This window comes from Acidisoma sp. PAMC 29798 (assembly GCF_030252425.1).
Classification (GTDB): Bacteria; Pseudomonadota; Alphaproteobacteria; order Acetobacterales; family Acetobacteraceae; genus Acidisoma; species Acidisoma cladoniae.
The window spans coordinates 2,185,228-2,207,368 of record NZ_CP126994.1 but is presented as its reverse complement, the minus strand read 5'-3'; the positions used below and the strand labels follow the sequence as shown (position 1 = coordinate 2,207,368).

The 22,141-nt window shown below is 64.5% G+C and carries 20 protein-coding genes and 1 pseudogene; 13 read left to right on the top strand and 8 right to left on the bottom strand.

Annotation, left to right across the window (positions count from 1 at the left end):
• Window positions 1-42: 42 nt before the first annotated feature.
• From QP803_RS10680 to QP803_RS10670, 3 genes are read right to left on the bottom strand one after another with little or no spacing between them, the layout of a single operon-like run.
• Window positions 43-1,335 carry a homoserine dehydrogenase gene (locus QP803_RS10680; RefSeq protein WP_284947738.1) on the bottom strand — a complete coding sequence of 431 codons (1,293 nt, stop codon included), beginning with the start codon at window positions 1,333-1,335 and terminating at the stop codon, window positions 43-45.
• Window positions 1,332-2,555, bottom strand: a complete 1,224-nt coding sequence (locus QP803_RS10675) for an LL-diaminopimelate aminotransferase (protein WP_284947737.1) — start codon at window positions 2,553-2,555, stop codon at window positions 1,332-1,334. The genes QP803_RS10680 and QP803_RS10675 overlap by 4 nt, the downstream gene beginning before the upstream one ends.
• Before the next feature lie 58 nt (window positions 2,556-2,613).
• Window positions 2,614-3,687, bottom strand: a complete 1,074-nt coding sequence (locus QP803_RS10670) for an OmpA family protein (RefSeq protein ID WP_284947736.1) — start codon at window positions 3,685-3,687, stop codon at window positions 2,614-2,616.
• 67 nt (window positions 3,688-3,754) lie between these two features.
• Here QP803_RS10670 and QP803_RS10665 point away from each other — a divergent pair, with 67 nt between their 5' ends.
• The 3 genes from QP803_RS10665 (at window position 3,755) to QP803_RS10655 (ending at window position 7,396) form a co-directional block, all read left to right on the top strand.
• Window positions 3,755-5,575: a PHA/PHB synthase family protein gene (locus QP803_RS10665; protein ID WP_284947735.1), complete on the top strand. Its 1,821-nt coding sequence runs from the start codon at window positions 3,755-3,757 to the stop codon at window positions 5,573-5,575.
• Window positions 5,572-6,885 (top strand): DNA recombination protein RmuC, encoded by a 1,314-nt coding sequence (locus QP803_RS10660; RefSeq protein WP_284947734.1) that lies wholly within the window; start codon window positions 5,572-5,574, stop codon window positions 6,883-6,885. Before QP803_RS10665 ends, QP803_RS10660 begins: the two co-directional genes overlap by 4 nt.
• Before the next feature lie 184 nt (window positions 6,886-7,069).
• The gene (locus tag QP803_RS10655) at window positions 7,070-7,396 is read left to right on the top strand and encodes a hypothetical protein (protein ID WP_284947733.1); all 327 of its coding nucleotides are present in this window, start codon (window positions 7,070-7,072) and stop codon (window positions 7,394-7,396) included.
• A gap of 384 nt (window positions 7,397-7,780) precedes the next feature.
• On the opposite strand, the gene QP803_RS10650 is transcribed toward QP803_RS10655, so the two are convergent.
• A complete protein-coding gene (locus tag QP803_RS10650) occupies window positions 7,781-7,981 on the bottom strand; it encodes a hypothetical protein (protein WP_284947732.1) in 201 nt (66 codons plus the stop codon).
• Between the two features lie 97 nt (window positions 7,982-8,078).
• On the opposite strand from QP803_RS10650, the gene QP803_RS10645 reads away from it, so the two are divergent.
• The 5 genes from QP803_RS10645 to QP803_RS10625 all read left to right on the top strand — a co-directional run bounded on the left by QP803_RS10645 (window position 8,079) and on the right by QP803_RS10625 (window position 11,555).
• Window positions 8,079-8,708 (top strand): TetR/AcrR family transcriptional regulator, encoded by a 630-nt coding sequence (locus QP803_RS10645; RefSeq protein ID WP_284947731.1) that lies wholly within the window; start codon window positions 8,079-8,081, stop codon window positions 8,706-8,708.
• A gap of 99 nt (window positions 8,709-8,807) precedes the next feature.
• Complete coding sequence (locus QP803_RS10640) at window positions 8,808-9,650, top strand: paraquat-inducible protein A (RefSeq protein ID WP_284947730.1); 843 nt, start codon at window positions 8,808-8,810, stop codon at window positions 9,648-9,650.
• Window positions 9,651-9,685: 35 nt separating this feature from the next.
• Window positions 9,686-10,141 (top strand): paraquat-inducible protein A, encoded by a 456-nt coding sequence (locus QP803_RS10635; protein ID WP_284947729.1) that lies wholly within the window; start codon window positions 9,686-9,688, stop codon window positions 10,139-10,141.
• 1 nt (window position 10,142) lies between these two features.
• Window positions 10,143-10,805: a DUF3313 domain-containing protein gene (locus QP803_RS10630; RefSeq protein WP_284947728.1), complete on the top strand. Its 663-nt coding sequence runs from the start codon at window positions 10,143-10,145 to the stop codon at window positions 10,803-10,805.
• Window positions 10,806-10,877: 72 nt separating this feature from the next.
• Window positions 10,878-11,555, top strand: a complete 678-nt coding sequence (locus QP803_RS10625; protein ID WP_284947727.1) for an ATP-binding protein — start codon at window positions 10,878-10,880, stop codon at window positions 11,553-11,555.
• Window positions 11,556-11,640: 85 nt separating this feature from the next.
• Here the strand turns inward: QP803_RS10625 and QP803_RS10620 are convergent, their stop codons facing one another.
• Window positions 11,641-11,979: a hypothetical protein gene (locus tag QP803_RS10620; protein WP_284947726.1), complete on the bottom strand. Its 339-nt coding sequence runs from the start codon at window positions 11,977-11,979 to the stop codon at window positions 11,641-11,643.
• Window positions 11,980-12,044: 65 nt separating this feature from the next.
• Between QP803_RS10620 and QP803_RS24015 the strand changes: the two are divergent.
• From QP803_RS24015 to QP803_RS10600, 3 genes and pseudogenes are all read left to right on the top strand, one after another.
• Window positions 12,045-12,826: pseudogene (locus QP803_RS24015) on the top strand (SDR family NAD(P)-dependent oxidoreductase).
• Window positions 12,827-12,891: 65 nt separating this feature from the next.
• Window positions 12,892-16,443 carry a glycosyltransferase gene (locus tag QP803_RS10605; protein WP_284947723.1) on the top strand — a complete coding sequence of 1,184 codons (3,552 nt, stop codon included), beginning with the start codon at window positions 12,892-12,894 and terminating at the stop codon, window positions 16,441-16,443.
• A gap of 10 nt (window positions 16,444-16,453) precedes the next feature.
• On the top strand, window positions 16,454-16,819 hold the full coding sequence (locus QP803_RS10600; RefSeq protein WP_284947722.1) for a DOPA 4,5-dioxygenase family protein: 366 nt from the start codon (window positions 16,454-16,456) through the stop codon (window positions 16,817-16,819).
• A 170-nt stretch (window positions 16,820-16,989) separates the two neighbouring features.
• On the opposite strand, the gene QP803_RS10595 is transcribed toward QP803_RS10600, so the two are convergent.
• A complete protein-coding gene (locus QP803_RS10595) occupies window positions 16,990-18,663 on the bottom strand; it encodes a GGDEF domain-containing protein (protein ID WP_284947721.1) in 1,674 nt (557 codons plus the stop codon).
• Window positions 18,664-18,844: 181 nt separating this feature from the next.
• On the opposite strand from QP803_RS10595, the gene QP803_RS10590 reads away from it, so the two are divergent.
• Both QP803_RS10590 and QP803_RS10585 read left to right on the top strand, forming a co-directional pair.
• Window positions 18,845-19,567, top strand: a complete 723-nt coding sequence (locus QP803_RS10590; protein ID WP_284947720.1) for a glucosamine-6-phosphate deaminase — start codon at window positions 18,845-18,847, stop codon at window positions 19,565-19,567.
• A gap of 16 nt (window positions 19,568-19,583) precedes the next feature.
• On the top strand, window positions 19,584-20,282 hold the full coding sequence (locus tag QP803_RS10585; protein ID WP_284947719.1) for a hypothetical protein: 699 nt from the start codon (window positions 19,584-19,586) through the stop codon (window positions 20,280-20,282).
• Window positions 20,283-20,301: 19 nt separating this feature from the next.
• Here the strand turns inward: QP803_RS10585 and QP803_RS10580 are convergent, their stop codons facing one another.
• Window positions 20,302-20,757, bottom strand: coding sequence for a DUF2934 domain-containing protein (locus QP803_RS10580; protein WP_284947718.1), 456 nt, complete (start codon window positions 20,755-20,757; stop codon window positions 20,302-20,304).
• A gap of 111 nt (window positions 20,758-20,868) precedes the next feature.
• On the bottom strand, window positions 20,869-22,092 hold the full coding sequence (locus QP803_RS10575) for a CaiB/BaiF CoA transferase family protein (RefSeq protein ID WP_284947717.1): 1,224 nt from the start codon (window positions 22,090-22,092) through the stop codon (window positions 20,869-20,871).
• Between the last annotated feature and the right edge of the window lie 49 nt (window positions 22,093-22,141).

The following is a 22,141-nucleotide window of genomic DNA, read 5'->3' as shown; positions in this document are numbered from 1 at the left end:
GTTTCCCTTTGTTTTGGCGTCGGGACGACGTGCCCGAGCCTATTACGCCGTCTCGATTCGGATCAAAGCCGGCGGCTCCAGCACGCTTTCCAGCCCGGCGATGCGCGCGAGCGCCTGCATCATATCCGCCTCGCGCGTCTCATGCGTCACCAGCACGATCGGCACCGCCTCACCGGGGGCGCGGCCGTGTTGCAGCATGGATTGCAGCGAGACGCCGGCATCGCGCAGCACGGCGGTGACGTCCGCGATCACGCCGGGGCGGTCCAGCACCATCAGCCGCAGGTAATAGGCGCCGTGATGGTCGGCCATGGGCGAGGCGGGCAGGGTGCCCTGGGCATGGCCCTCAACACCCCAGATCGGCGTCAACCGCCCGCGCGCGATGTCGATGAGGTCGGCGACCACGGCCGAGGCGGTGGGTCCGGCGCCGGCGCCGCGCCCCATCAGCATGACGCGGCCGGAGAAATCGCCCTCCGCCACCACGGCATTGAAGACGCCATCCACCTGGGCGATGGGCTCCGCCTCCGGCACCATGGCGGGATGCACGCGCATTTCGATGCCGCCATCCTGGCGTTTGGCAATGCCGAGCAGCTTGATGCGAAAGCCGAGTTCCTTGGCGAAGGCGATGTCGAGCGCCGAGACGCCGCGAATGCCCTCGACATGAATAGCCCCGAATTCCACCGGCCGGCCGAAGGCGAGCGCCGCCAGGATGGCGAGCTTATGGGCCGCGTCCACGCCGTCGATGTCGAAGGCGGGGTCGGCCTCGGCATAGCCCAGCTTTTGGGCGTCACTGAGTACATCCGCGAAGTCGCGGCCCTGCTCGCGCATCACCGTCAGGATGTAATTGCAGGTGCCGTTGAGGATGCCGGAGATGGCGAGCAGGTTATTGCCCGCGAGGCCTTCGCGCAGGGCTTTGATGGCGGGAATGCCGCCGGCGACCGCCGCCTCAAAGGCGAGCGGCACGCCCTGCGCCTCCGCCTGGGCGGCGAGTTCCGCGCCATGCAGGGCCAGCAGCGCCTTGTTGGCGGTCACCACCGGTTTGCCGGCGGCGATGGCGGCGCGGACCACATCGGCGGCTGGTCCCTCACTGCCGCCAATAACCTCGACGACCACATCGACGGTCGGGTCGGCGGCGAGGTCGGTCGGGTCCTCGTGCCAGGCAAGGCCGTCGAGATCGACCCCACGGTCCCGCGTGCGGTCGCGTGCCGATACGGCGGTGACGGTGAGGGGGCGTCCGGCGCGGGCGGCGACGATGGTCGCGTTGTCGCGCAGCAGGCGCAGCGTGCCGATGCCGACGGTGCCGAGCCCCGCGAGGCCGATGCGCAGCGGCTGGCTCATGCGGGCACTTTCAGGGGATTGGTCGGGTCAGTGGCGACGTTGCTGTCATTGCCGAGGAAGGTGCGGATATTGCGCACCGCCTGTCGCAGCCGCTGGGTATTCTCGACCAGGGCGATTCGCACATGGCCGTCGCCATGCTCACCGAAGCCGATGCCCGGGGCGACCGCCACCTGGGCGCGCTCCAGCAGCAATTGGGAGAAGTCGAGGCTGCCGAGATGGGCAAAGCGCGGCGGAATTGGCGCCCAGGCGAACATCGAGCCGCGTGGGCTGGGAATATCCCAGCCGGCGGCGGCAAGGCCGGGCACCAGAACATCCCGCCGCTCACGATACAGGTCGCGCATCTGGGCGACGCAATCCTGCGGCCCGTTGAGGGCAGCGACGGAGGCGACCTGGATTGGCGTGAAGGCGCCGTAATCGAGGTAGGATTTCATGCGGGTGAGGGCGGTCACCAGCCGCTGGTTGCCGGCGGCGAAGCCCATCCGCCAGCCGGGCATGGAATAGGTTTTCGATAGGCTGGTGAATTCCACCGTGACATCGCGCGCACCCTCGACCTGCAGCACGGAGGGCGGCGGCTCACCCTCGAAATACAGCTCGGCATAGGCGAGATCGGACAGGATGTAGAACTCATGCTGGCGCGCGAGCTTCACCAGCTCCTTGTAGAAATCGAGCGTGGCGAGATGGGCGGTGGGGTTGGACGGGAAGTTCACGATCAGCGCCGTGGGCTTGGGCACGGAATGGCGCACCGCGCGGTCGATGGCGCGCAGCATCTCGTCATCCGGGGTCGCGGGAATGCTGCGCACGGCGGCGCCGGCGATGATGAAGCCGAACTGATGGATCGGGTAGCTGGGGTTCGGCACCATGATGGTGTCGCCCGGACTGGTGATTGCGGCGGCGAGATTGGCGAGCCCTTCCTTCGAGCCGAGGGTCGCGATGACCTCCGTCTCGGGGTTCAGCGTCACGCCGAAGCGGCGCTGGTAATAGCCCGCGAGCGCCCGGCGCAGGCCGGGAATGCCCCGGCTGGTGGAATAGCGATGGGTGCGCGGATCCTGCACCGCCTCGATCAGCTTGGCCACGATATGCGGTGGCGTTGGGCTATCCGGATTGCCCATGCCGAGATCGATGATATCCGCGCCGGCAGCCCGGGCCGTGGCCTTGGCCTTATTGACCTCCGCAAAGACATAGGGCGGCAAGCGGCGGATACGGTGGAATTCTTCGGTCATGGCAGGCGATCCGGCTGGAGTTAAAGCGAGGGCGAAAGCGGGGGTGCAGCGGTTACGCTCAATCGATCAGCCGGGCCAGCCCGCCGCTGCCCAAAGCGCGCGCATCCGTGGCGACCTGCTTGGGGGCCACACCATCGGCCAGCAATTGCACGGTGATGGCGCGTGCACGCTCCAGCGCCAGCGGCATCACCGCCGCCTGCGCGTCGAGCGCCGTGCCGCCGGCATCGCCGAAGCCGGTGACGGCGATGCGTGCCGTCTGGCGGGCATCCGCGAAGGTCTTCAGACGAACTTGCATCCGCGCCGTGAGGATGGCTGAACCGGGCGCGAAGGCGATCAGCAAGGGCGGGATGTTCGGCAGGGGCGCCGGCGCCACATAGGCCACCGGCTGGGGCAGGGGGACCGGCTGCACATAGGGCGTGGGTATCTGCGGCACATCGAAGCCCGGCACGCTGGGCGGCAAGGGCATGGTGGCGGGCACCGGCGGCAGTGCCGCCTCCTCCGGCAAGGCCGGCGGCGGCACCAGGGCGCCGGGAACGGTGAGCTGGTTGTTCGGCGCGAAGAATTTCGTTGTCGTGTCGGCGCCCGTGGTGGCGCCGGGAATGGCGACAATCTTCGGGCCGGCGGTCTTGGGCGTCGCGGTCGGCCCGTCGAAGGTCATGGCGGAGCCGGCATCGTCGCTATCCGTCGTGGTCGCGGCGGCGGCCGTGGTCGCAGGGACGGCAGGCGCGACTGGGGCAGGCGGCGCGGCCGCGACCGGCGGCGCCTTGGGCAGCGTCGGGATCGGGTTCGCGGCGGCATAGCCCTTCGCCTGCGCGCGCTGCTGCGCCAGCGTCGTGCTCATCGCCTGCCATTCCCAATCCGGTATGCCGGCGGGCTTCTGAGGCGCATCCGCCAAATTCGGATAGGGGTCGGTGTCCTTGGGCGGTGGCGGGCGGTCCTGCGCGATGGCACCACCCTCCATGCTATGCCACCACGACACCGGGTTGACACTGTTCGGCACATCCGAACAGGCCGACACGCTCAGCGTGAAGCAAAGCCCGGCCAGGGCCATGCTTTTCGAACCCCATCCGGCTTTCGGCACGGGTTGAACCCGCGCCTTCCGGGCCTTACCCTCTGAATCGGCTAGCAACATCCCGCGCATGTCCTTGAAGACGGCGCTTGATCTAGCCCAAGCATAGAAAGCCGGAAAGGACAGCTTCATGGCCGACCAAGAAAAACCGGAGGTACCGGACATCCGGCTACCCGATCCGGAGCTTGTCCGACGGACCATGACGGACATCGCCGAGCGGTCCCAGCGCATCCTGCTCGGCTGGCTGAAGCGCCAGGGTCAGTCCAAGACCGAGGCCGGTCTGCCTTCCGCCTCCGCCGCCGACCCGCTCAATATCGGGGGCGCCTTCCTGGAAATGACCACCAAGCTGATGTCCAACCCGGCGCGGCTGATGCAGGCGCAGCTCGGCCTGTGGCAGGATTACATGACGCTGTGGCAGAACACGACGCGGCGCATGATGGGCATCGACTCCGAACCGGTGATCGAGGTCGATCCGAAGGACCGCCGCTTCAAGGACGGCGCCTGGCGCGACAATGAAATCTTCGATTTCATCAAGCAGAGCTATCTGCTGTCCGCCCGTTTCGTGCAGGAAGTGGTGCGTGACGTCGATGGGCTCGACCCCAAGGTCGCCCAGAAGGTGGATTTCTATTCCCGCCAATTCGTCGATGCGCTGAGCCCGAGCAACTTCGTTCTGACCAACCCCGAAGTGCTGCGCCGCACGGTGGAGACGGGCGGCGAGAACCTGCTCAAGGGCCTGACCAATCTGCTGACGGATCTGGAACGCGGGCGCGGCAATCTGCGCATTCGCATGAGCGATGCCGAGGCCTTCCGCATGGGGGAGACCATCGCCACCACGCCCGGCCAGGTGGTGTGGCAAACGCCGCTGATGCAGCTCATTCAATATGACCCCTCAACACCCCAGGTGCTGAAGCGGCCGCTGCTGATCATTCCGCCCTGGATCAACAAATATTACATCCTCGATCTGCGGGCGAAGAACAGTTTCGTGCGCTGGGCGGTGGCCCAGGGCCACACCGTGTTCATGGTCAGCTGGGTCAATCCGGACGAGGATCTCGCGACCAAGGATTTCGAGGACTACATGAGCGAAGGCATTTTGCCGGCGCTCGATGCCATCGAAAAGGCGACCGGCGAAAAAGCCATCAATGCCATCGGCTATTGCCTCGGCGGCACGCTGCTGACTGCGACGCTCGCCTGGATGGCCGTGAAGAAGGACAAGCGCATCAAATCCGCCACCTTCCTGGTGACGCTGATCGATTTCTCGGAAGCGGGTGAACTCGGCGTCTTCATTGATGAGCAGCAGATCCAGGCGCTGGAAGAGAAGATGAGCAAGCGCGGCTATCTCGAAGGGTCGGAGATGGCGCAGACTTTCAATATGCTGCGGGCGAACGACCTCATCTGGTCCTTCGTGGTCAATAACTACTTGCTCGGCAACGAGGCCTTTCCCTTCGATCTGCTCTATTGGAACAGTGACAGCACGCGCATGCCGGCGGCGATGCATAGTTTCTATCTGCGTAATATGTATCAGCAGAACCGCCTAGTGGAACCTGGCGGCGTGACGCTGAAGGGCGTGCCGATCGACATTTCGCTCGTCAATCTGCCGATCTATATGCTGGCGGCGCGGGAAGACCATATCACGCCCTGGAAATCGACCTATCGCGGCTTGAAGAGCCTCAAGGGCAGCAAGCGTTTCGTGCTCGCGGCTTCGGGCCATATCGCGGGCGTGGTGAATTCCCCCGAGTCCGGCAAATACAGCCACTGGGTGGCCTCCTCAACGCCGGAGGAGGCCGATGACTGGGAAGCGGGTGCCACGGAAATGGCGGGGTCTTGGTGGCCGGATTGGCAGCGCTGGGTGTCCCGCCTCGCGCCTGAAACGGTGCCCGGCCGCACACCTGGGTCTGACGCCGCACCGGTGATCGAAGCGGCACCGGGTTCCTATGTGAAGGTTTGCGCTTGACCCTGTCGCTTCTGCTCACCCTCGTCCTCGGCCTGATTGCCGTGGCGCTGGGGATTATCGCGGTGCTGACCGCCCGCAGTGGCGTGGCAGGCCGAGAGGCTGCGGGCGAACGGCTGCGCATCCAGGGTGAGCAGATCCTCGCCGGCCTGCGTTCGGAGGCGGAGACGACGCGCGCGCATATGGCGGCGAGCGAGCGCGGCCTGACCGGCGCCATCCAGACCGGCACCACGGGCGCCCTGTCCAAAGCCTTCGAGCAGATCACCAACGCCACCACCACGGTCGCGACGGCGATTGACGCCATGCGTCTGGCCTCGGCCGAGGAGCAGCGCCGCATCAGCACGACTTTGGAGACGCAACTCACCGTGCTGCGTGAAAGCAATGAGAAGCGGCTGGGGGAGATTCAGAAGACCGTCAATGAACAGCTTCATGCGGCGGTCGAGAAGCAGATGGAGCAGAGCTTCGCCCGGGTGATCGATCAATTCGCGGCGGTGCAGAAGGCGTTGGGCGATGTTCAGGCGGTGACGGCACAGATTGGCGACATCAAGCGCCTGTTCACCAATGTGAAGACGCGCGGCGGCTGGGGTGAGGCGCAATTGCGCGCCATGCTGGAAGACGTTTTGCCGATGGGCAGTTTCGAGGCCAATCGCAAGCTGCGAGACGATACCGACGACATGGTGGATTTCGCGGTCGCCATGCCGATGCGCGGCGGCCCGCGTGTCTGGCTGCCGGTGGATGCGAAATTCCCTGTGGAGGACTATGAGCGTTTGATCGCGGCGGCCGAAGCGGGCGATGCCGAGGGCGAGAAGCAGGCGCGTCGTGGTTTGGAACGGCGTCTGCGGGACGAGAGCCGCAAGATCCACGAAAAATACATCAACCCACCCGTGACGGTGGAATTCGGTGTGCTCTATCTCGCGACCGATGGCTTGTATGCCGAGGTCGCGCGGGTGCCGGGATTGCTGGAGGAAATGAGCCGCGAATACCGCGTCATGATCCTCGGGCCGAGCCTGTTTCCGGCGTTATTGCGCACGGTGCAGCTCGGCCACGTCACGCTGGCGCTGGAGGAGAAGGCGGACCAGATTCGCGCGCTGCTGGGCGCCACGAAGACTGAGATGATGAAGATGGACGTGGTGCTGGGCAAACTCGCCAAGAACGCTTCGGCGATGACGAATACGATCGAAACCGCACGCACACGGGCCCGGGCGGTGGGGCGCAAGCTGCGGACGCTGGAAGCGGTCGAGGGCGCGCGGGCGGACGAGTTGCTGGAGATCGAAGCCGAGATCGCGGAAGCGTTGGAACCCGACGAGGTGTAGGGGAGGGCGAGGGCGCGGGTTGTCGATCATTACCTGGCGCTACTGGACCGATCTAACGATCCTGAAAGCGGACATCGAGCCTCGCCTCGTCCCGGCGGCTATGCGCCAGAATCCGCCGCAAACCGAATGTCTGATTCTGCACAAGGCAGCCCGAAAGCGGTCGTGAGGGGTGAGGTGCCGGCTCATGGCAAGGCTCAATGATCTTGAAGTCGCGGTTCTTCGACGCATCGCGGCGGCCTATCTCGACTATCCCAGCCTGACGCCAGAGATTGAAACCTTTTTCAGCTTTGCGAGGCGGCCAAAAGGCCAAATTCTGGCTTTGGGTTCTTCACTGACCTGGTGGCACACGCACGAATCTGGTTGCCAGACGGTCTTCGATCCCCGCTTGGGGACGCCTGGATCAGCAGTAATGGAATGCGGTATGGGATTTCTTGCCTCGTGTTCCTGGCCGATGGATATCCCACCCTCCTGGAGGGCTATAGCCTTGGCGGCGAAGATACATCGCACATAGACTTTGGCTCCTGTGCATTTGAAATCCGGGATGCTTCACCTGGATAAAAGTCATTTCATAGGCGAACGCCAGCCAGCTCTCGTAGACAGCCGTGGTCAAGACGTCTAGCCCATGCGTGATTGGCGGATAACGCTTCGCTCATCCGCCCTACGACGACGCGGTGGTAGGGCGGAAAAGCGGAGCGTATTCCGCCGGAATTGCGCAATGGTGGCCTTGGCCCAATATACACGGCGCGCGGCGTCGATGTACGCCGCGCCATACACTTCGCAACGGAGGGATGGCCGATTCCCACAGGCGCCGTCTGTTCCAGAGAAGACGTCTGGCTCATGCGTTGTTGGCGGATAACGCTGCGCTCATCCGCCCTACGACGATGCGGTGGTGGAATTACGCGACGGTCGCCGTAGCCACAGAGACACCGCGCAGGGCTTCGAAATCATACGCCGCGCCATAGACGACGCACGTGGCGCGGAGGTGACGGATCAAGCGGAACCGCATGCCCGGTTGGTCGCGCATGCGGGCGCGGGCGGTCGGGCGCAAGTTGCGGATGCTGGAACCGGACGAGGGGCCATAGCTTCGGAAGAGCAAAAACAATCTCTATGGTCTGTGCTTGTTTGATCGAGGCAGCATATCCTGACACGACGGCCCGATCGGGCACAGGACGTGCCGGCCCTTTGGAGATAGCATGGACAACCCCACCCGTTCGCTACGATCGAGAAACGCGGTCCTTGAGGCCGCGCTTGCCATCATTGCGCGGGACGGGCCCGCACGGCTGACGCTGGACGCCATCGCCCGCGAGGCAGGCATCAGCAAGGGCGGCCTGATGCATCAGTTCGCCACGAAGGAAGCGGTGCTCAAGGCTTTGCTCCAACGCCAGACGGAGTATTTTGAAGACTTCTCCCGCAACTATCTGGCCGCGTCCGGCGTGCAGCAGTCGCAGCCAGTCCTCGAGGCACAGATCGCCACGATCCGGGAGGCGATGTCGACTCCAAGCTCAATCGTCTTTGCCATTCTGGGCGCCGCCGCGCATGACCCCGCTCTGCACACGGGGACGCGAGAGGCCGATGTCGAAAAGATCAAAGCGATCAGGGCCGAAGCCTCCGACCCCGACTTGGCGCTCCTGCGCTGGGTCGCCGCCTGGGGACTGACCCTGACCTCGATGCTGGGGCTATCGGCGCTTTCCGAGGAAGACCGGCAACGGCTTTTCGATCGCCTTCTTGACGAGGCGCAATGGTCGGCAGCGTCCAAGGCCAAACCGCGGGACGACCCGAGCCCGCCAAAGCGGGCACCCAGGAAGACGGCCAAAAGCGCTTAGAAAAGTCGATAGCGCGCCTCGCTCATAAAAACCAACCAGACGGCTTGTAATCTGTCATCAGGCCGCTAGACTGACGCCATTGTTGACGAGGGTCAGGGCGTGGCAGGGTCGGTCTCACTATCAAGCTGGACAAGCGGCGCGCATGCGGCGGTGCGGGTTTCGGACCATGGCGCCAGCCCGCGCCTCTGTGACGACTGCGGCCTGTTGCAGAGCCTGCCAGCACGGATGGCGGACGTAGATTACCGCTGCCCGCGTTGCGATGCCCTGCTCCGCCGCGATTGGCAGAGCACGATGGCCGTGCCGATGGCGCTTGCTCTCACCAGTTTAGTGTTCGGTGGCGTCACCTTGAGCATGCCCTTCCTGACAATCCAGGTTCTGGACCAGGCGCAGGGTTTTACGGTCAGATCGGGCGCTTCGGCCTTCCTGAGCGGGGGCTGGTGGCTGCTCTCGTTTCTCATGATAGCGGCGGTCGTTTTTGTGCCGCTGCTGCGTCTCATGTGTCTTCTTGTCGTCCTGGGTGGTTTGGCCATGAGGCGGCCGCCAGCTTGGCTCTACAGGCTGTTATGCTGGTGCGACCGTCTGAAGACCTGGAGCATGCTGGAGATTATCGTCTTCGGCGCCCTCATCGCTTACACGCACCTCACATCGCTCGCAGATGTCCAACTGGGGCCTGAAATCTTCGGTCTTGGCGCCCTCGTGGTGACGATGATTGCGACCGACGTTTCGTTTGAGCCGCAGACGGCATGGGATGCGATAGAGGCTCATGGTGTGACCGCCGCACCAATTTCGGCGGCACCCGCATCGATCTTGGGGGCCCACCTGTCGTGTCCTGTCGCTGCTGCGGACGTGTTGTCGCCGCCAGGCCAGGCCAGTACTGCGCGCGCTGCGGCACGATCTTTCGACGCGGCAAATCTGGCAGCGGGTACCGGACCTCGGTCCTGATTGCCGCAGCCACAATCTTCTACCTCCCTGCGACCATGTTTCCGATCATGACGATCCACACTCATGGCGGGGATGTTTCCCTCACCATCCCAGGCTGCGTCATGGCCTTCGCCAGCAGCGGGCTCTGGCCCCTTGCAGCGATCATATTTCTGACCGCCGTCGTCGTGCCGCTACTGAAAATGGCGGCTCTTGCCCAGATGGTGAGAACGCACGGCGGTTCCGCGCGTGTATTGCGACGACTCACCAAGTTCTACCGCCTGATCGAGATGTCCGGGCGATGGTCTGTCGTCAACATCTTAACCGTCGCATCAATCGCTGGCCTCATCAAGTTCGGCCTCCTATCGCCGGTCACCGCTGAGGCAGGCGCGGCATTCTTTGGTGCCGTCGTGGTTCTGATCACGCTGGCCGTGCTGAGCTTCGATCCACGCAGCATGTGGGACGCGGACAACTTTGGCGACGATGTCTCAACAACCCAATCCTACAGGAAATGACATGCAATTCCCCATGAAGACAAACGCACTGATCGCGCTCGCGCTTTGCGTGGCGGTGGCAGGATGTGGAACAGCGAAGCCCGTTGACTACACTGGCCTCGCGTCCTCGGCCCAACTTGCCCCTAACACCCAGGACGATGCCGGGCGAGTGCCGTATCGTTTCTCCACTCCGGTCGACTGGCGACATTACGACAGTGTCGTCATCGACCCGGTTGTGATTTACCGTGGGTCGGAGAGTCAGTTCGGTACCATGTCGGATGCGAGCAAGACCGAGCTGGCGAATTACTTGCAGGCCAAGTTCGAGAAAGCGCTGACGAAGCGCTTCACGCTTATCAATGGGCCTGCGCCGAACGCACTCCGTGTGAGGTTGACCCTGACGGGTGCGGCGGCCAGCACACCCGTGCTGTCGACTTTGACGCGCTTCGACATCTCCGGCGGGCTTTACAACGGCGTTCAAACCGTGGCCGGCGGCGAAGGTATGTTCACGGGCTCCGTCATCTTCGTGACTGAAATCTTTGACTCTGAGACGAACCGGCTGTTGAGGGCCGATATCACGAAGCAATACCCGAGCCCGATGAACATCATGGCCACAATGGGTTCTTTGGCTGCGGCGAAAACGGGCATCGACAAGGGGGCAGATGCGATGGTCGCCAGCCTGAAGTAGTGCCGAAATCGCAACGAAACATGGGTGAGGTGGCGTCTCGACGAGCCCATCCATAGATGAACGGAACTTGACATGTATAAAGTTGGGATGTGGAGAACGCTCTCCGCGCCGATATGCTATCCTGAGGCATTCATCGGGTTTTCGGCAGCGTTAGAAGAGTTGATCGATCGTTTAAAGTCCGATGCGCTTGAGCAGGGACTCAGCCTGAAGATTCGCGTGTCCTCGGAAGGCGCCGTCCCTCAGAGCTACGCTCGCACGGTGCTGCGCGTGATCGACGAACTCTTATGCAATGCAATCGAACACGGTTTCTACAAATGCCGTCGTGGACAGATTCTTCTTGAAATTATGAGCTGTACCGAAAAGATTTATATTGTCGCGCATGACGATGGCTGGGGTTTCGGACGGGCGAAGACCGTGGACGGGAATGGTTTCCTCCTTCTCAAACAAATCGGTGACGTTAAAGTCAGTCACGGCGAGCATCCCTTCAAGGCCTGTGTCGGCGTCGTCCTGCCCTTGGTCCTGCGCACTCCGAACGGGGCCGGCCGTTGGCCGCAGCCGCCTCCCGACGAGGACGGACCTCCCATTCCGCGGTCGTCCCGGCCTCGCCTCGATCAGGACCCAGAAGGCGGAAGCATCGCTCCTGGCTTGCACCGTCTTTCGAGCTGGATGTCGTCATGGTGGCGTGCCCCGGCCAGACACCTTTCTTTCGTAGGCCTGGGCCAGGTTCATATCGGCGGCGGCGCAGGATGATGATATCAGGGCTGCATCGTCTGGCCCATGCGTGGGTGGCGGATAACGCTTCGCTCATCCGACCTACGACGATGCGGTGGTGGACTTACGCGACGGTGGCCATCGCCACAAACACACCGCGCGCGGCGTCGAAATCATACTCTGCGCCACAGACGACGCACGTGGCGCGGAGGTGACGGATCAAACGGAACCGTATGCCCGGTCGGTCCCGCATTAAGGTCGCGACATGCTCCGCCCAGACCTCATCAGCCCGCTGCAACGACGCGCTGCCCAGGATCGCGCCGCAGCTTCCGCAATGCGCTTGGTTGGCCGCCTTCCGCAAGCGCCGTCGGTCCAGCCGATGCAACACGATGGCGACGGGGATCAGAAACGGGATCGCGACCACGACGCCCATCATCTTCAAGAGGAAGACCACGCTCTTCATGACTGCATGGTAGCATCGGATGCCAGCCTGATCACGTGCCATCACCAGCCATCGGAGCGACCCGTATGAACCCCACACCGCAGCGATGGGCTTTGGTCACCGGTGCCTCCAGCGGTCTCGGCGTCGCCTTCGCGCGCGCCCTGGCGGCCCAAGATATCAACCTCGTTCTCGCGGCGCGGCGGGAGGCGGAGATGCAGGCCCTCGCCACAGACCTCCGGCAAGCCCATGGCATCGAGATCATCGTCGAACCCATAGACCTTTCGGTCTCGGGCAGCGCCGCAGACCTCCACCATCGGCTCGACCAGCGGGGTATCGCGCCCGATATCCTCATCAACAATGCCGCCTTCGGTCTCAGCGCCGATTTCGTCGATCATGACGCGGATCGTCTGCGCGCCATGCTCCAGCTCGATATCGTCACTTTCACGGAACTGACACAGCTTTATGCGAAACGCATGGCGGCGGCCGGGCGCGGCCATATCTTGCTCGTGGCGAGCCTCGCGGCCTATCAACCTTGCCCCATCTCGCGGCCTATGCGGCGGCGAAAGCCTATGTCCTGTCCCTCGGCGAGGCGCTGCATGTCGAACTGGCGCCCAAGGTCGGCATTACCGTGCTGTGCCCCGGCTTGATGGACACGGGCTTCCTGGCAGTCGCCGATTTCAAACCGACGCCCGCGATGAAACGCAGCATGACGACCCCGGCCCATGCGGTCTCCGTCGGCCTCGCGGCCCTATTCGCCGGAAAGGCGACCGCCATGCCCGGCGGGATCAACAAGGTGATGGCCTTCGGCACGCGCTTCCTGTCGCGCCAGTTCACGGCGAAAATGGCTTATCGCATGTCCAAGGGGTGACCCTTAACCTCGCGCCCTAATCCCCGTATGGATGGCGCCATCGGATCGGGAGGCAGGCTCTGACGATGGATGCGCTGCCGCTCACGGATGTTGAGGCGCTGCTCTTCGACCCTGTCTTCTACCGGTTCACCTATCCCGATGTGCGGGAGTCCGGTGTCGATCCGCTGGATCATTTCACCCGCTGGGGTCGGTTCGAGGGCAGGAACCCCAATCCGTTCTTTGACGCGCTGTGGTACCTGACGCAGCATCCTGACGTGCAGGAGGCGGGGATCAACCCGCTGCGCCATTACGTGCAGTTCGGCGCGCGGGAATTGCGCAACCCGAACCCGCGCTTCGACGCCGCCTTCTATGTCAACCAATCGCCGGAAGCCCTCGGCAATCCGCTGCTCTACCACGTCACCATCGGCCGGGGCTTGGGCCTGCCAACGGAACGGCTCTTCCGCATGGCGGACTGCCTGCCCTCGGGGCGGGTCTCGCCTGCGCCGCCGCAGGGCCTCGCCGTCGATGTCGTGGTCCCTGTCTATCGTGGCCTTGCGGAGAACATGCGCTGCTTGCGCAGCCTGCTGCGCGATGCGGCGCCGGGCATGGGGCTGCTGCACCGGATCATCGTCATCGATGATGCTTCGCCGGACCCGAGGCTGTCCCGGTATCTCGATCGTCTGGCGGTGCGGCGGATGATCCATCTGCTGCGCAACCCGAGCAACCTGGGCTTCGTCGCCTCGGCCAATCGCGGGATCGCCGAAGCCGGCACGCGGGATGTCGTGCTGCTCAATAGCGATACCGAGGTGCCGACCGGATGGCTCGGCCGGCTCGCGGGCCATGCCTATAGCAATCCGCGCGTGGCGTCGGTGTCACCCTTCTCCAATAACGCGACCATCTGCTCCTACCCCGCCATCGAAGGCGGGCCGCTGCCCTTCGGGGAGAGCCTTGCCCGCATCGATGCCGCCTGCCAGACGGCGAATGCCGGCCGCGCCGTCACGGTGCCGACCACCGTGGGCTTTTGCATGTATCTGCGGCGGGCGGCGCTGGATGCCGTAGGCGCTTTCGACGAAGCACGTTTCGGCCGTGGTTATGGCGAGGAGAACGACTTCTGCATGCGCGCGGCCATGGCGGGCTGGCGCCATCTGCTCGCCTGCGACGTCTTTGTGTTTCACCAGGGCAGCGTGAGCTTCGGGGCGGCCGCGCCGGAGTTTTCGGCCGGCTTCCTGGCGCTCACGGACCGCTGGCCGGATTATGAGCGGCGCGTGGATGTGCACGTGCGCCTGAATGAGGCCGCGCCCTTCCGCATGGCGGCGACTTTGCAGCTTTTCGCGACCAATGGTCTGCCGACCATCCTCGCGGTACGCAATGCGCATGACGGCGGCATCGGCCAGCATGTGCGGATGCTGGCGGAGCAATGCCTCGGCACCGCCAATCTGCTCGTGCTGCGCGCGACCATGAGCGGTGGCGGCATCACGCTGGGTGCGCCCGGCGCCTATAAGCATCCCGAATTGCTGATTCCTGACATCCAGGGCCGCGACCTCTTCGCGGACGTGCTAGCCATTCTGCGCGGCGTGCGCGTCACCCGTGTCCATATCCATCACTGGGTTGGCCTGGCGATCGACCCGCGCGCCCTGATCCGCGCGCTGGATGTGCCGTTCGACATCACCATCCATGACTGGTTCCCCATCTGCCCGCGCATCAATCTGCTGCCCGTCGCGGATGGCCCCTATTGCGGCGAGCCCGGGCCCGAGATCTGCGACCGCTGCATCCATGCCCGCGAGGACACGGATGCGAACGACATCACTGGTTGGCGGGCGGAGAATGCCTGGCTGCTGCGCCTCGCGGATCGGGTATTCTGCGCCACGCAGGATACGATCCGGCGGCTGGAAAGGTATGGCCTCGCGGCGCGCGCGGTGCTGGCGCCGCTGGAGGCTGTCCCTGCCGGTTTAAGTCGTCGGACTAAACCGAGAACCCCCTTGCGCATCGCTATGCTCGGCGTTTTGGCCGGGCATAAGGGCGCCGCGAGTGTCGAGGCGGTGGCGGAGTTCGCGCCGCCGGGGCAGCTCGCCATCACGCTTATTGGCCAGACCGAACGGCCGTTCGCGCCCGGCACGGCGCATTGCCTGAGTGAGACGGGCGCCTATGCGCCAGAGGCCTTGCCGGCGCTGATCGAAAGCGTCGATCCCGACGTGATCTGGTTTCCCGCAACCTGGCCGGAAACCTGGAGCTATACGCTGACGGCGGCGATGCAGTCCGGGCGAGCGATCGTCGCTTCCGACATCGGTGCCTTGCGGGAGCGACTGGTGGGTTACGGGCGGTGCCGGCTCGTGCCGCCGGACGCGCGGCCTGAGGTTTGGGTCGCGGCGCTGATGGCCGCGCCGGCATCGCCGCTTTTGCCGTCGCAGCCCGCAGCGATAGGCTTCTATCCTGACCAGTATCTGCGGCCCCTATCCGCGCCGGCGGTGCGTGGCGGCACTGGCATCCGGGATCTGCGCGCACCAGGCCGCTTGGCGGTGGTGCTGGTGCCGGAACGGCTCGATATCGGCGTGCTCAGCCCCTGCGCTTTCATTCGCATGCTGCTTCCCCTCTCTCATCCAAGGGCGGGTGAGGGGATCGAGGTGACGATGGCGACGGCGGCCGAGGTGCCGCAGTTGCGCGCCGACCTGATCGTGACGCATCGCTACGGCGTGCCGGATGAGCGATCGGCCAATCTCCTGCGCCGCCATGCCACCCAGACCGGCACGCCGCTGCTGTTCGACCTCGATGACAATCTCGTCGAATTGCCGGCCGATCATCCCGATGCCGGGCGGTTGACGCCCAAGACGGCGGGCGTGCTCGCTCTTTTGCGTGGCGCGGATCACGTTCATGTCTCGACAACCCATCTCGCCGAGAGCCTGGCGCCGCTGCGGCGTGGCCGGCCGATCACGGTGGTCGAGAATGCTTTAGACGAGCGGCTATGGTCCATGGCGCCCGCACCGGAGGCCGAGGTCGGCCCGGCGCGCGTGCGCCTGCTGTATATGGGCACGGCGACCCATGGCGCCGATCTCGACCTCGTTCTGCCAGCGCTCACGCGGCTGCATGAGACGTTTGGGGCGCGGATGGCGATCGACATCGTCGGCATCGTCGGGCAGCGAGATCTGCCGCCCTTCATCACGCGCGTCGATGTGCCGCATCGCGCCGGCCTGTCCTATCCCGCCTTCGTCGCCTGGCTGACGGAACGCCAGCGGCGGCAGCCCTGGGCCATCGGCATCGCGCCCTTGGTCAATACGCCCTTCAACCGCTGCAAATCGCCGATCAAGATGCTCGATTATGCGGCGCTTGGCTTGGCCACCGTCGCGTCGGATATGCCGGCCTATCGCGGCGGCTTTTCCGTGCCGCTGTCGCAGGAGACGGGGGCTGTTGCGGGCGGCTATCTGGCGGCGGATGACGCGCAGTGGTTTCATGCCTTGGCGCGGCTCATCCGCGACCCCGCCCAGCGGGTCGGGATGGCGCGGGCCGGTCGGGCGGCCTTGCTTGACCGCCATAGCTTGGCCGCGCAGGCTCATGTCCGGCGGGCAGCGATGGCAACGACGTGCGTTGTCGAAGCAACGGGCAAAGTGGCGCGGAAACTCAAGACCGTGGCGATCCCAATTTAGGAGACGGCTCGTGCCGATCGACATCGCGGTGATCAAGGACTTTCACGCCCATATCTATTACGAACCGGGCGTGACGGAGGCGGCGGCGGTGCGGCTTCGGGCGCAGGTGGAGGCACTTTTCCCGACAGCACTGCTGGGGCGCTGGCATGCCGAGCCGATCGGCCCGCATACGCGGGCGATGTTTCAGATCGCCTTTCCCGTCGATCTCTTTCCGACGCTCGCGCCCTGGCTGATGCTCAATCGGGATGGTCTGGATATTCTGCTCCATCCCGAAACGGGGGATGATCCAGCCGACCACACGGTTCACGCGGCGTGGTTGGGCGAGAAGTTGTCATTGCGGATGGAGGCTTTCGCGACGGGCGACGATGACGACTGAGTTTTCTGGGAAGCCAGTGATGTGCGGTAGATTTTCTTCTCAAGTCGTTTCGTCATGGCACGCGAAGGCGTGCCTTCCACGGCTTTGGGCCACCAGTAAGCGGTGGATGCTCGGCCTTCGCCGAGCATGACGCGTGGGTGGAACGTGACATCGCCAAGACCCAGCGCGTTCTACCGTACGCGGAGGCGGGCCGCGCGGAAATGGTCGTGAAACATCGATCGATTGCGGCCAAGATACTTGGCGTCATACAGCCGCTCGTCCGCCAGCAGCATGCGCGCCGCCGCATTGGCGCCCTCGTCTGACATCGCAAGGCCGACGCTCGCGGTAATCGCAAGGCCCGGCGATATGATTGACCAGTCATGCTCCGCGATGGTCTGACGCAGGGTCTCGCAAATCTCGCGTGCTTCGCCTGGATGCGGGGTCACCACCACGATCACGAATTCTTCGCCGCCAAGCCGGGCCACCAGGTCGGGGCTCGCTTCGGTCATCACGACCGACCGCAGGATCACGCCCACCTCACGCAGCACCACGTCTCCGATGACATGGGAAAACCGATCATTGACCTGCTTAAAGTGGTCGATATCCACAAGAAGGATGGCGTGTCGCGTGGCATCCGCCTCCAGCGCCGCAAAGAGCAGGTCGAGTTGCCGGCGATTGGCGAGGCCGGTGAGCGGATCTTCCAAAGTTTCTTTCGCCAACCGCTCCTTTTCCTGAGCAAGGCTGCGGTTGAGTGCCTCCAGCCGCTCGGCACGCGCCCATTCGGTATCGATCAGCCGTCGCATCTCCGCGAGATGGTCGAGGATGATGGAGGACTGCATATGCCGGCTATCGGCTTCGCTGTTCTGCTCACAAAACAGGGTGTGGAAGCGCTTGTGCTCACGATACGCTGCCTCGACATCGCCGCCATCGGCGAGTGCCTGCGACAACCGTTCTGATGCAAACAGCGCGAGTTCTCGGAAGGGATAGGTGAGGCAGCGATCGACACTCTCCCGCAAGGCAGTGATCGCGCCCTCCCGATCATGCTGCTCCAGAAGAAGCATGGCGTGAACATGGCCGCGCTGCACCTCGCTGCGGCGCGACCGCGTTCCGATGGCGGCATCGGTGGCGCGCATCGCGGCCTCGGCGCCCTCCAGATCCTTCGCCAGCAGCAGAAACTCCACAAGATTATAGCCGGAGAGGCGCTGCATCTCCGCGTCTTCTTGGTCGCGGGCATAGTCGCTCGCGAGGCGGCTATGCGCGATGGCGATGTCGAGATAGGTGCGCTTGGTGTCGGGCGGCACCATGGCGTAGCGATACAGGTAATCGGCATGCAGCGAGCCATAATTGGACATTGCATGGGCGATTGCCTCCGCGTCCCCGGACAAGCGGGCCTGTTTCACCGCCTCATCCGCCATTTCGACACAGGCGTCGTAGAGGCCGAGGCGCGAGCACAGGATGGCCGGCACCACGAGGGCGGTCGAGAGCGCGAGCGGATCACTCACGCTGCGCGCCAGCCGCAGAGCCGCGATCACCTCATCGGCGGCGTCAGACACTGAGTCGATTTCGCAAAGAAGGCGGGCATGATAGGCGCGCGCAAGAGATTCCCGTGCCGGGTCGCGAAGGGCGATCGCCTCTTGAATGGCGGCGGAGGCCGTCTGTCCCGCTTCGCTATGTTGCCCATTCTGGAATTGAATCCAGATCAACCGGATGCGGGCATCGACCCGCAGATGCGGGGAGCGTCCTGGCCCCTGGCCATCGATCAACTGCTGCGCGGCGTCGGCTGCCCGTTCCATGAAGCCCAACCGCGAGTCCCGCAGGCATTGCGATAGGAGAGCCTCGTCAGCGGAGTGGGCAGTTGGGGCCACACAGCCTCCTCTGATCTTAGATTTGTGCCAGGCTAGTCGATGAATGGTGAAATTGCGAAATCCCCCTGCCCCTATGTGGGTCGAAACCCAAACGATTTTAGGGGTGGCCGACCTTCGGGCGATTTGATGGTGCGCGCGCGGGTCTGTAGAACCCGCCCGACGGACCGGCATAGGATGAACGATGCAGCTTGAATGGACCCACTCCGCCGAGGATTTCGCGGCGCATGCGGCGGCGCGGGTCGTTGCCTGCCTGGCGCGCAAGCCCGGGGCCGCGGTCGCTCTGCCGACGGGCACGACGCCGATCGGGCTGTATGACCGGCTGCTGGCGCTGGCAGCGACGGAGCAGACGGATCTGCGGCGCGGGCGGTATTTCAACCTTGATGAGTATGTGGGTGTGCCGCCCGAGGATGCGCATAGCTTCGCGGCCTTCCTGCGCCGCCACTTCATTGACCGCGCTGGGCTGGACCCCGCGCAGGTCCGGCTGCTGCGGGGGGATGCGTCGGATATAAACGCCGAGGCGGCGGCGCATGATGCCGCTGTTGCGGCCCTGGGCGGCCTCGATCTCGCCATCCTAGGTCTGGGCGGCAATGGCCATATCGCCTTCAACGAGCCGGGCGCGGATTGGAACAGTGGCACCCATGTCGTGCCGCTGACGGAAGAGACGCGTGCGGCCAACCAGGCCTATTTCGCGGATGGCTATGTGGTGCCGAGCCATGGGCTGACCATGGGCATCGGCATGCTGCGCCGCGCCAAGACGGTGCTTCTCATGGTGTCCGGCGCCGCAAAGGCCGAGGCGCTCGGCATGCTGCTGGCCGAGAGCCCCGACCCCGCTTGGCCGGTGACGGCGCTGTGCGGCCACCCTGATCTCATCGTCGTCGCCGACAGCGCCTTGCGACCAACATGAACGGAGACGACGCGTGATGGCCGACGATGACGACGCGCTTGAGATCGACCAGTGGGACAATACTGTCGGCGATGATGATGAGCTGGACACGCTTTGGGGGAACCTGACCACGGCGGCCGGACCCGGAAAGTCGGCGGAGATCGAGCAGCGGCTCGGCACGCATCTGGCAGGCCTGGGCGCCCGCTGGCGACGCATAGCCGAGGGCCTGATCCTCGCGGCGCCGGAGGCAAGCCTGCAACCGCCCGATCCTGCCAAGGATTGGCGCGTGACGCTGCATCGCCATTTCATCCGCGATCGCCCTTTGCCGGTGAATGAGGCAGCGGCGGCGCTCATCGCCTTTCAGACGACCGGCCGCAGCCCGAACTGGCATGGTATGGCGGCGCAGACCTCGCTCCGACTGCTGATTTCCTATGTCCGGGATATGCGGGCGGCGGTTGTGGCGATGGAGGCCTCCGGCCCGTCCGGCGCCGATGCCGCCACGCTGTATGCTTTGTCGAGTGAGCTGTTCGACTTCTCGATGGTGTTGCCGCCGGAGGATGGGGACGCGTTTCGGGACGATCCGGCGATCGCCGGCATGATGGCCGATATCCTGCGCGCTATCACTGACGCGGTGTTACGCGGCAAAGCCGGCCGGGCGACCGACGCTGAAAAGGCGCGGGCTTTGGTGGAGGTCACCATCCGTCAGCTCGGCCTCGCCAGCGACGTCATTCATTAGACGCCGTTAGGCCGCAGGGTTATGCCGCCTCAAAATTGCATGTGCGATGCCAATGGTCATCGCACTGGCCTTCCGGGCAGCCTTCCATCTCCCAAAGCTTGTACGCACGTTCCCGAAGATGCTGCTCTCGCGCCTGATGCCAGATGGCGTCAGCCTCACCTTCGGGGCGGCCGGCCGCTTCCCAAAGCTGATAGGCGCGCGCGCGCACCGCTTGCTCCAAAGCTGCCTTCGTCTCGGTACGGAAATCTTTCGGGTCGCCATAGGGCACGACCTGCCCGCCACGGCTTACGTGCATGCGGGCCGATAGTTCATCGACATCCGGCTTCGGCATAAGCTCCGAAAACTTGGCAGCATCCAAGGCTTTTGCCTCGAATTCGGCGTCAGGCGGAGCGCTGTCCCCATCCGGCACGGAAACCGGGAAGGTGTGAACCACACCTTTTTTCGGACTGACTACGTCAACCAAGCGTTCAACCATCGCTCAATCCTCATTCCGAATGTGAATGTTTCGAGAGATGAGATTAGGACAAGTCTTTGCGCCGGAAGTATGAACTTTTTCTCCTCGGGCGATCACGAGGTTGGGAGGCTTCTAGAGGACCCCTCGATCCGCGAGTGCGGTGATCTCAGCGTCATCCAAGCCCAGTCGATCAGTCAACACCCGGCGCGTGTGCTCGCCCAAAAGCGGGGGCGCGGTGCGGTATTCCACCGGCGTTTCGGACATGCGAATGGGATTGGCCACCAGCCGGGCCTCGGCGCCGCTGCCATGGGGCATGCGCACGGCCAAGCCGCGCGCCACCACCTGCGGATCCGCGAAGACTTCGGCCAGGGTATTGACCGGGCCGCAAGGCACGCCCGCCGGCTCCAACACCGCCATCCATGCCTTCGTCGTTCGCGTGACGGACACGGCGGAGAAGGCCGCCGCAAACGCATCCCGGTTCGCCACCCGCGCCTGGTTGGTGGCGAACAAGGGCGAGGCCGCCCATTCGGCATGGCCCGCCGCCGTCGCGAGGCGCGCGAACTGCCCGTCATTCCCCACCGCCAGGATCATCGCCCCATCGGCCGTCGGGTAATCCTGATAGGGCACGATATTGGGATGCGCGTTGCCCATCCGCACCGGCGATTGACCTGTCGTCAGATAGTTCATCGTCTGATTGGCGAGGCTCGCGACCTGCACGTCCAGCAAGGCGAGATCGATATATTGGCCGAGGCCGGACACCTCACGATGGGCGAGGGCGGCCAGGATGGCGTTGGAGGCATAGAGCCCGGTCAGGATATCCGTCACCGCCACGCCCACCTTCTGCGGCCCGGCGCCGGGCTCACCGTCCCGCCGGCCGGTGATGCTCATCAAGCCGCCCATGCCTTGAATGAGGAAGTCATAGCCCGCGCGCTCGGCATAGGGTCCGGTCTGGCCGAAGCCGGTGATGGAGCAATAGATCAGCCGGGGGTTCTCGGCCCGTAGCGTCTCATAATCCAGGCCGTATTGGGCGAGGCCGCCGACCTTGAAGTTCTCGATCAGGATGTCGGAGGAGCGGGCGAGGGCGGTGACGAGTGCCTGCCCCTCCGGCTTGGTAAAGTCGATCGTCACCGACTGCTTGTTGCGATTGGCGCAGAGGAAATAGGCGGCATCGCGCGTATCCTGGCCGTCGGCGTCCTTTAGGAAAGGCGGTCCCCAACTGCGCGTGTCGTCGCCGCTGCCAGGCCGCTCCACCTTCACGACCTCGGCGCCGAGGTCGCCCAGAAGCTGCCCGGCCCAGGGCCCCGCCAAGACGCGGGACAGGTCGAGCACCCGAATATGTGAAAGCGCGCCAGCCATCGAATCGTCCTCATCGTCGTGCCGGCACAGTAGGCAGGCGCGGACGGCC

Coding starts and splice junctions, on each gene's coding strand:
- QP803_RS10655 (WP_284947733.1), top strand. CDS start 7,070: ATGGCAAGGCTCAATGATCTTGAAGTCGCGGTTCTTCGACGCATCGCG.
- QP803_RS10605 (WP_284947723.1), top strand. CDS start 12,892: ATGGATGCGCTGCCGCTCACGGATGTTGAGGCGCTGCTCTTCGACCCT.
- QP803_RS10575 (WP_284947717.1), bottom strand. CDS start 22,092: ATGGCTGGCGCGCTTTCACATATTCGGGTGCTCGACCTGTCCCGCGTC.
- QP803_RS10580 (WP_284947718.1), bottom strand. CDS start 20,757: ATGGTTGAACGCTTGGTTGACGTAGTCAGTCCGAAAAAAGGTGTGGTT.
- QP803_RS10670 (WP_284947736.1), bottom strand. CDS start 3,687: ATGTTGCTAGCCGATTCAGAGGGTAAGGCCCGGAAGGCGCGGGTTCAA.
- QP803_RS10620 (WP_284947726.1), bottom strand. CDS start 11,979: ATGAAGAGCGTGGTCTTCCTCTTGAAGATGATGGGCGTCGTGGTCGCG.
- QP803_RS10675 (WP_284947737.1), bottom strand. CDS start 2,555: ATGACCGAAGAATTCCACCGTATCCGCCGCTTGCCGCCCTATGTCTTT.
- QP803_RS10585 (WP_284947719.1), top strand. CDS start 19,584: ATGGCCGACGATGACGACGCGCTTGAGATCGACCAGTGGGACAATACT.
- QP803_RS10665 (WP_284947735.1), top strand. CDS start 3,755: ATGGCCGACCAAGAAAAACCGGAGGTACCGGACATCCGGCTACCCGAT.
- QP803_RS10590 (WP_284947720.1), top strand. CDS start 18,845: ATGCAGCTTGAATGGACCCACTCCGCCGAGGATTTCGCGGCGCATGCG.
- QP803_RS10635 (WP_284947729.1), top strand. CDS start 9,686: ATGTTTCCGATCATGACGATCCACACTCATGGCGGGGATGTTTCCCTC.
- QP803_RS10630 (WP_284947728.1), top strand. CDS start 10,143: ATGCAATTCCCCATGAAGACAAACGCACTGATCGCGCTCGCGCTTTGC.
- QP803_RS10625 (WP_284947727.1), top strand. CDS start 10,878: ATGTATAAAGTTGGGATGTGGAGAACGCTCTCCGCGCCGATATGCTAT.
- QP803_RS10680 (WP_284947738.1), bottom strand. CDS start 1,335: ATGAGCCAGCCGCTGCGCATCGGCCTCGCGGGGCTCGGCACCGTCGGC.
- QP803_RS10645 (WP_284947731.1), top strand. CDS start 8,079: ATGGACAACCCCACCCGTTCGCTACGATCGAGAAACGCGGTCCTTGAG.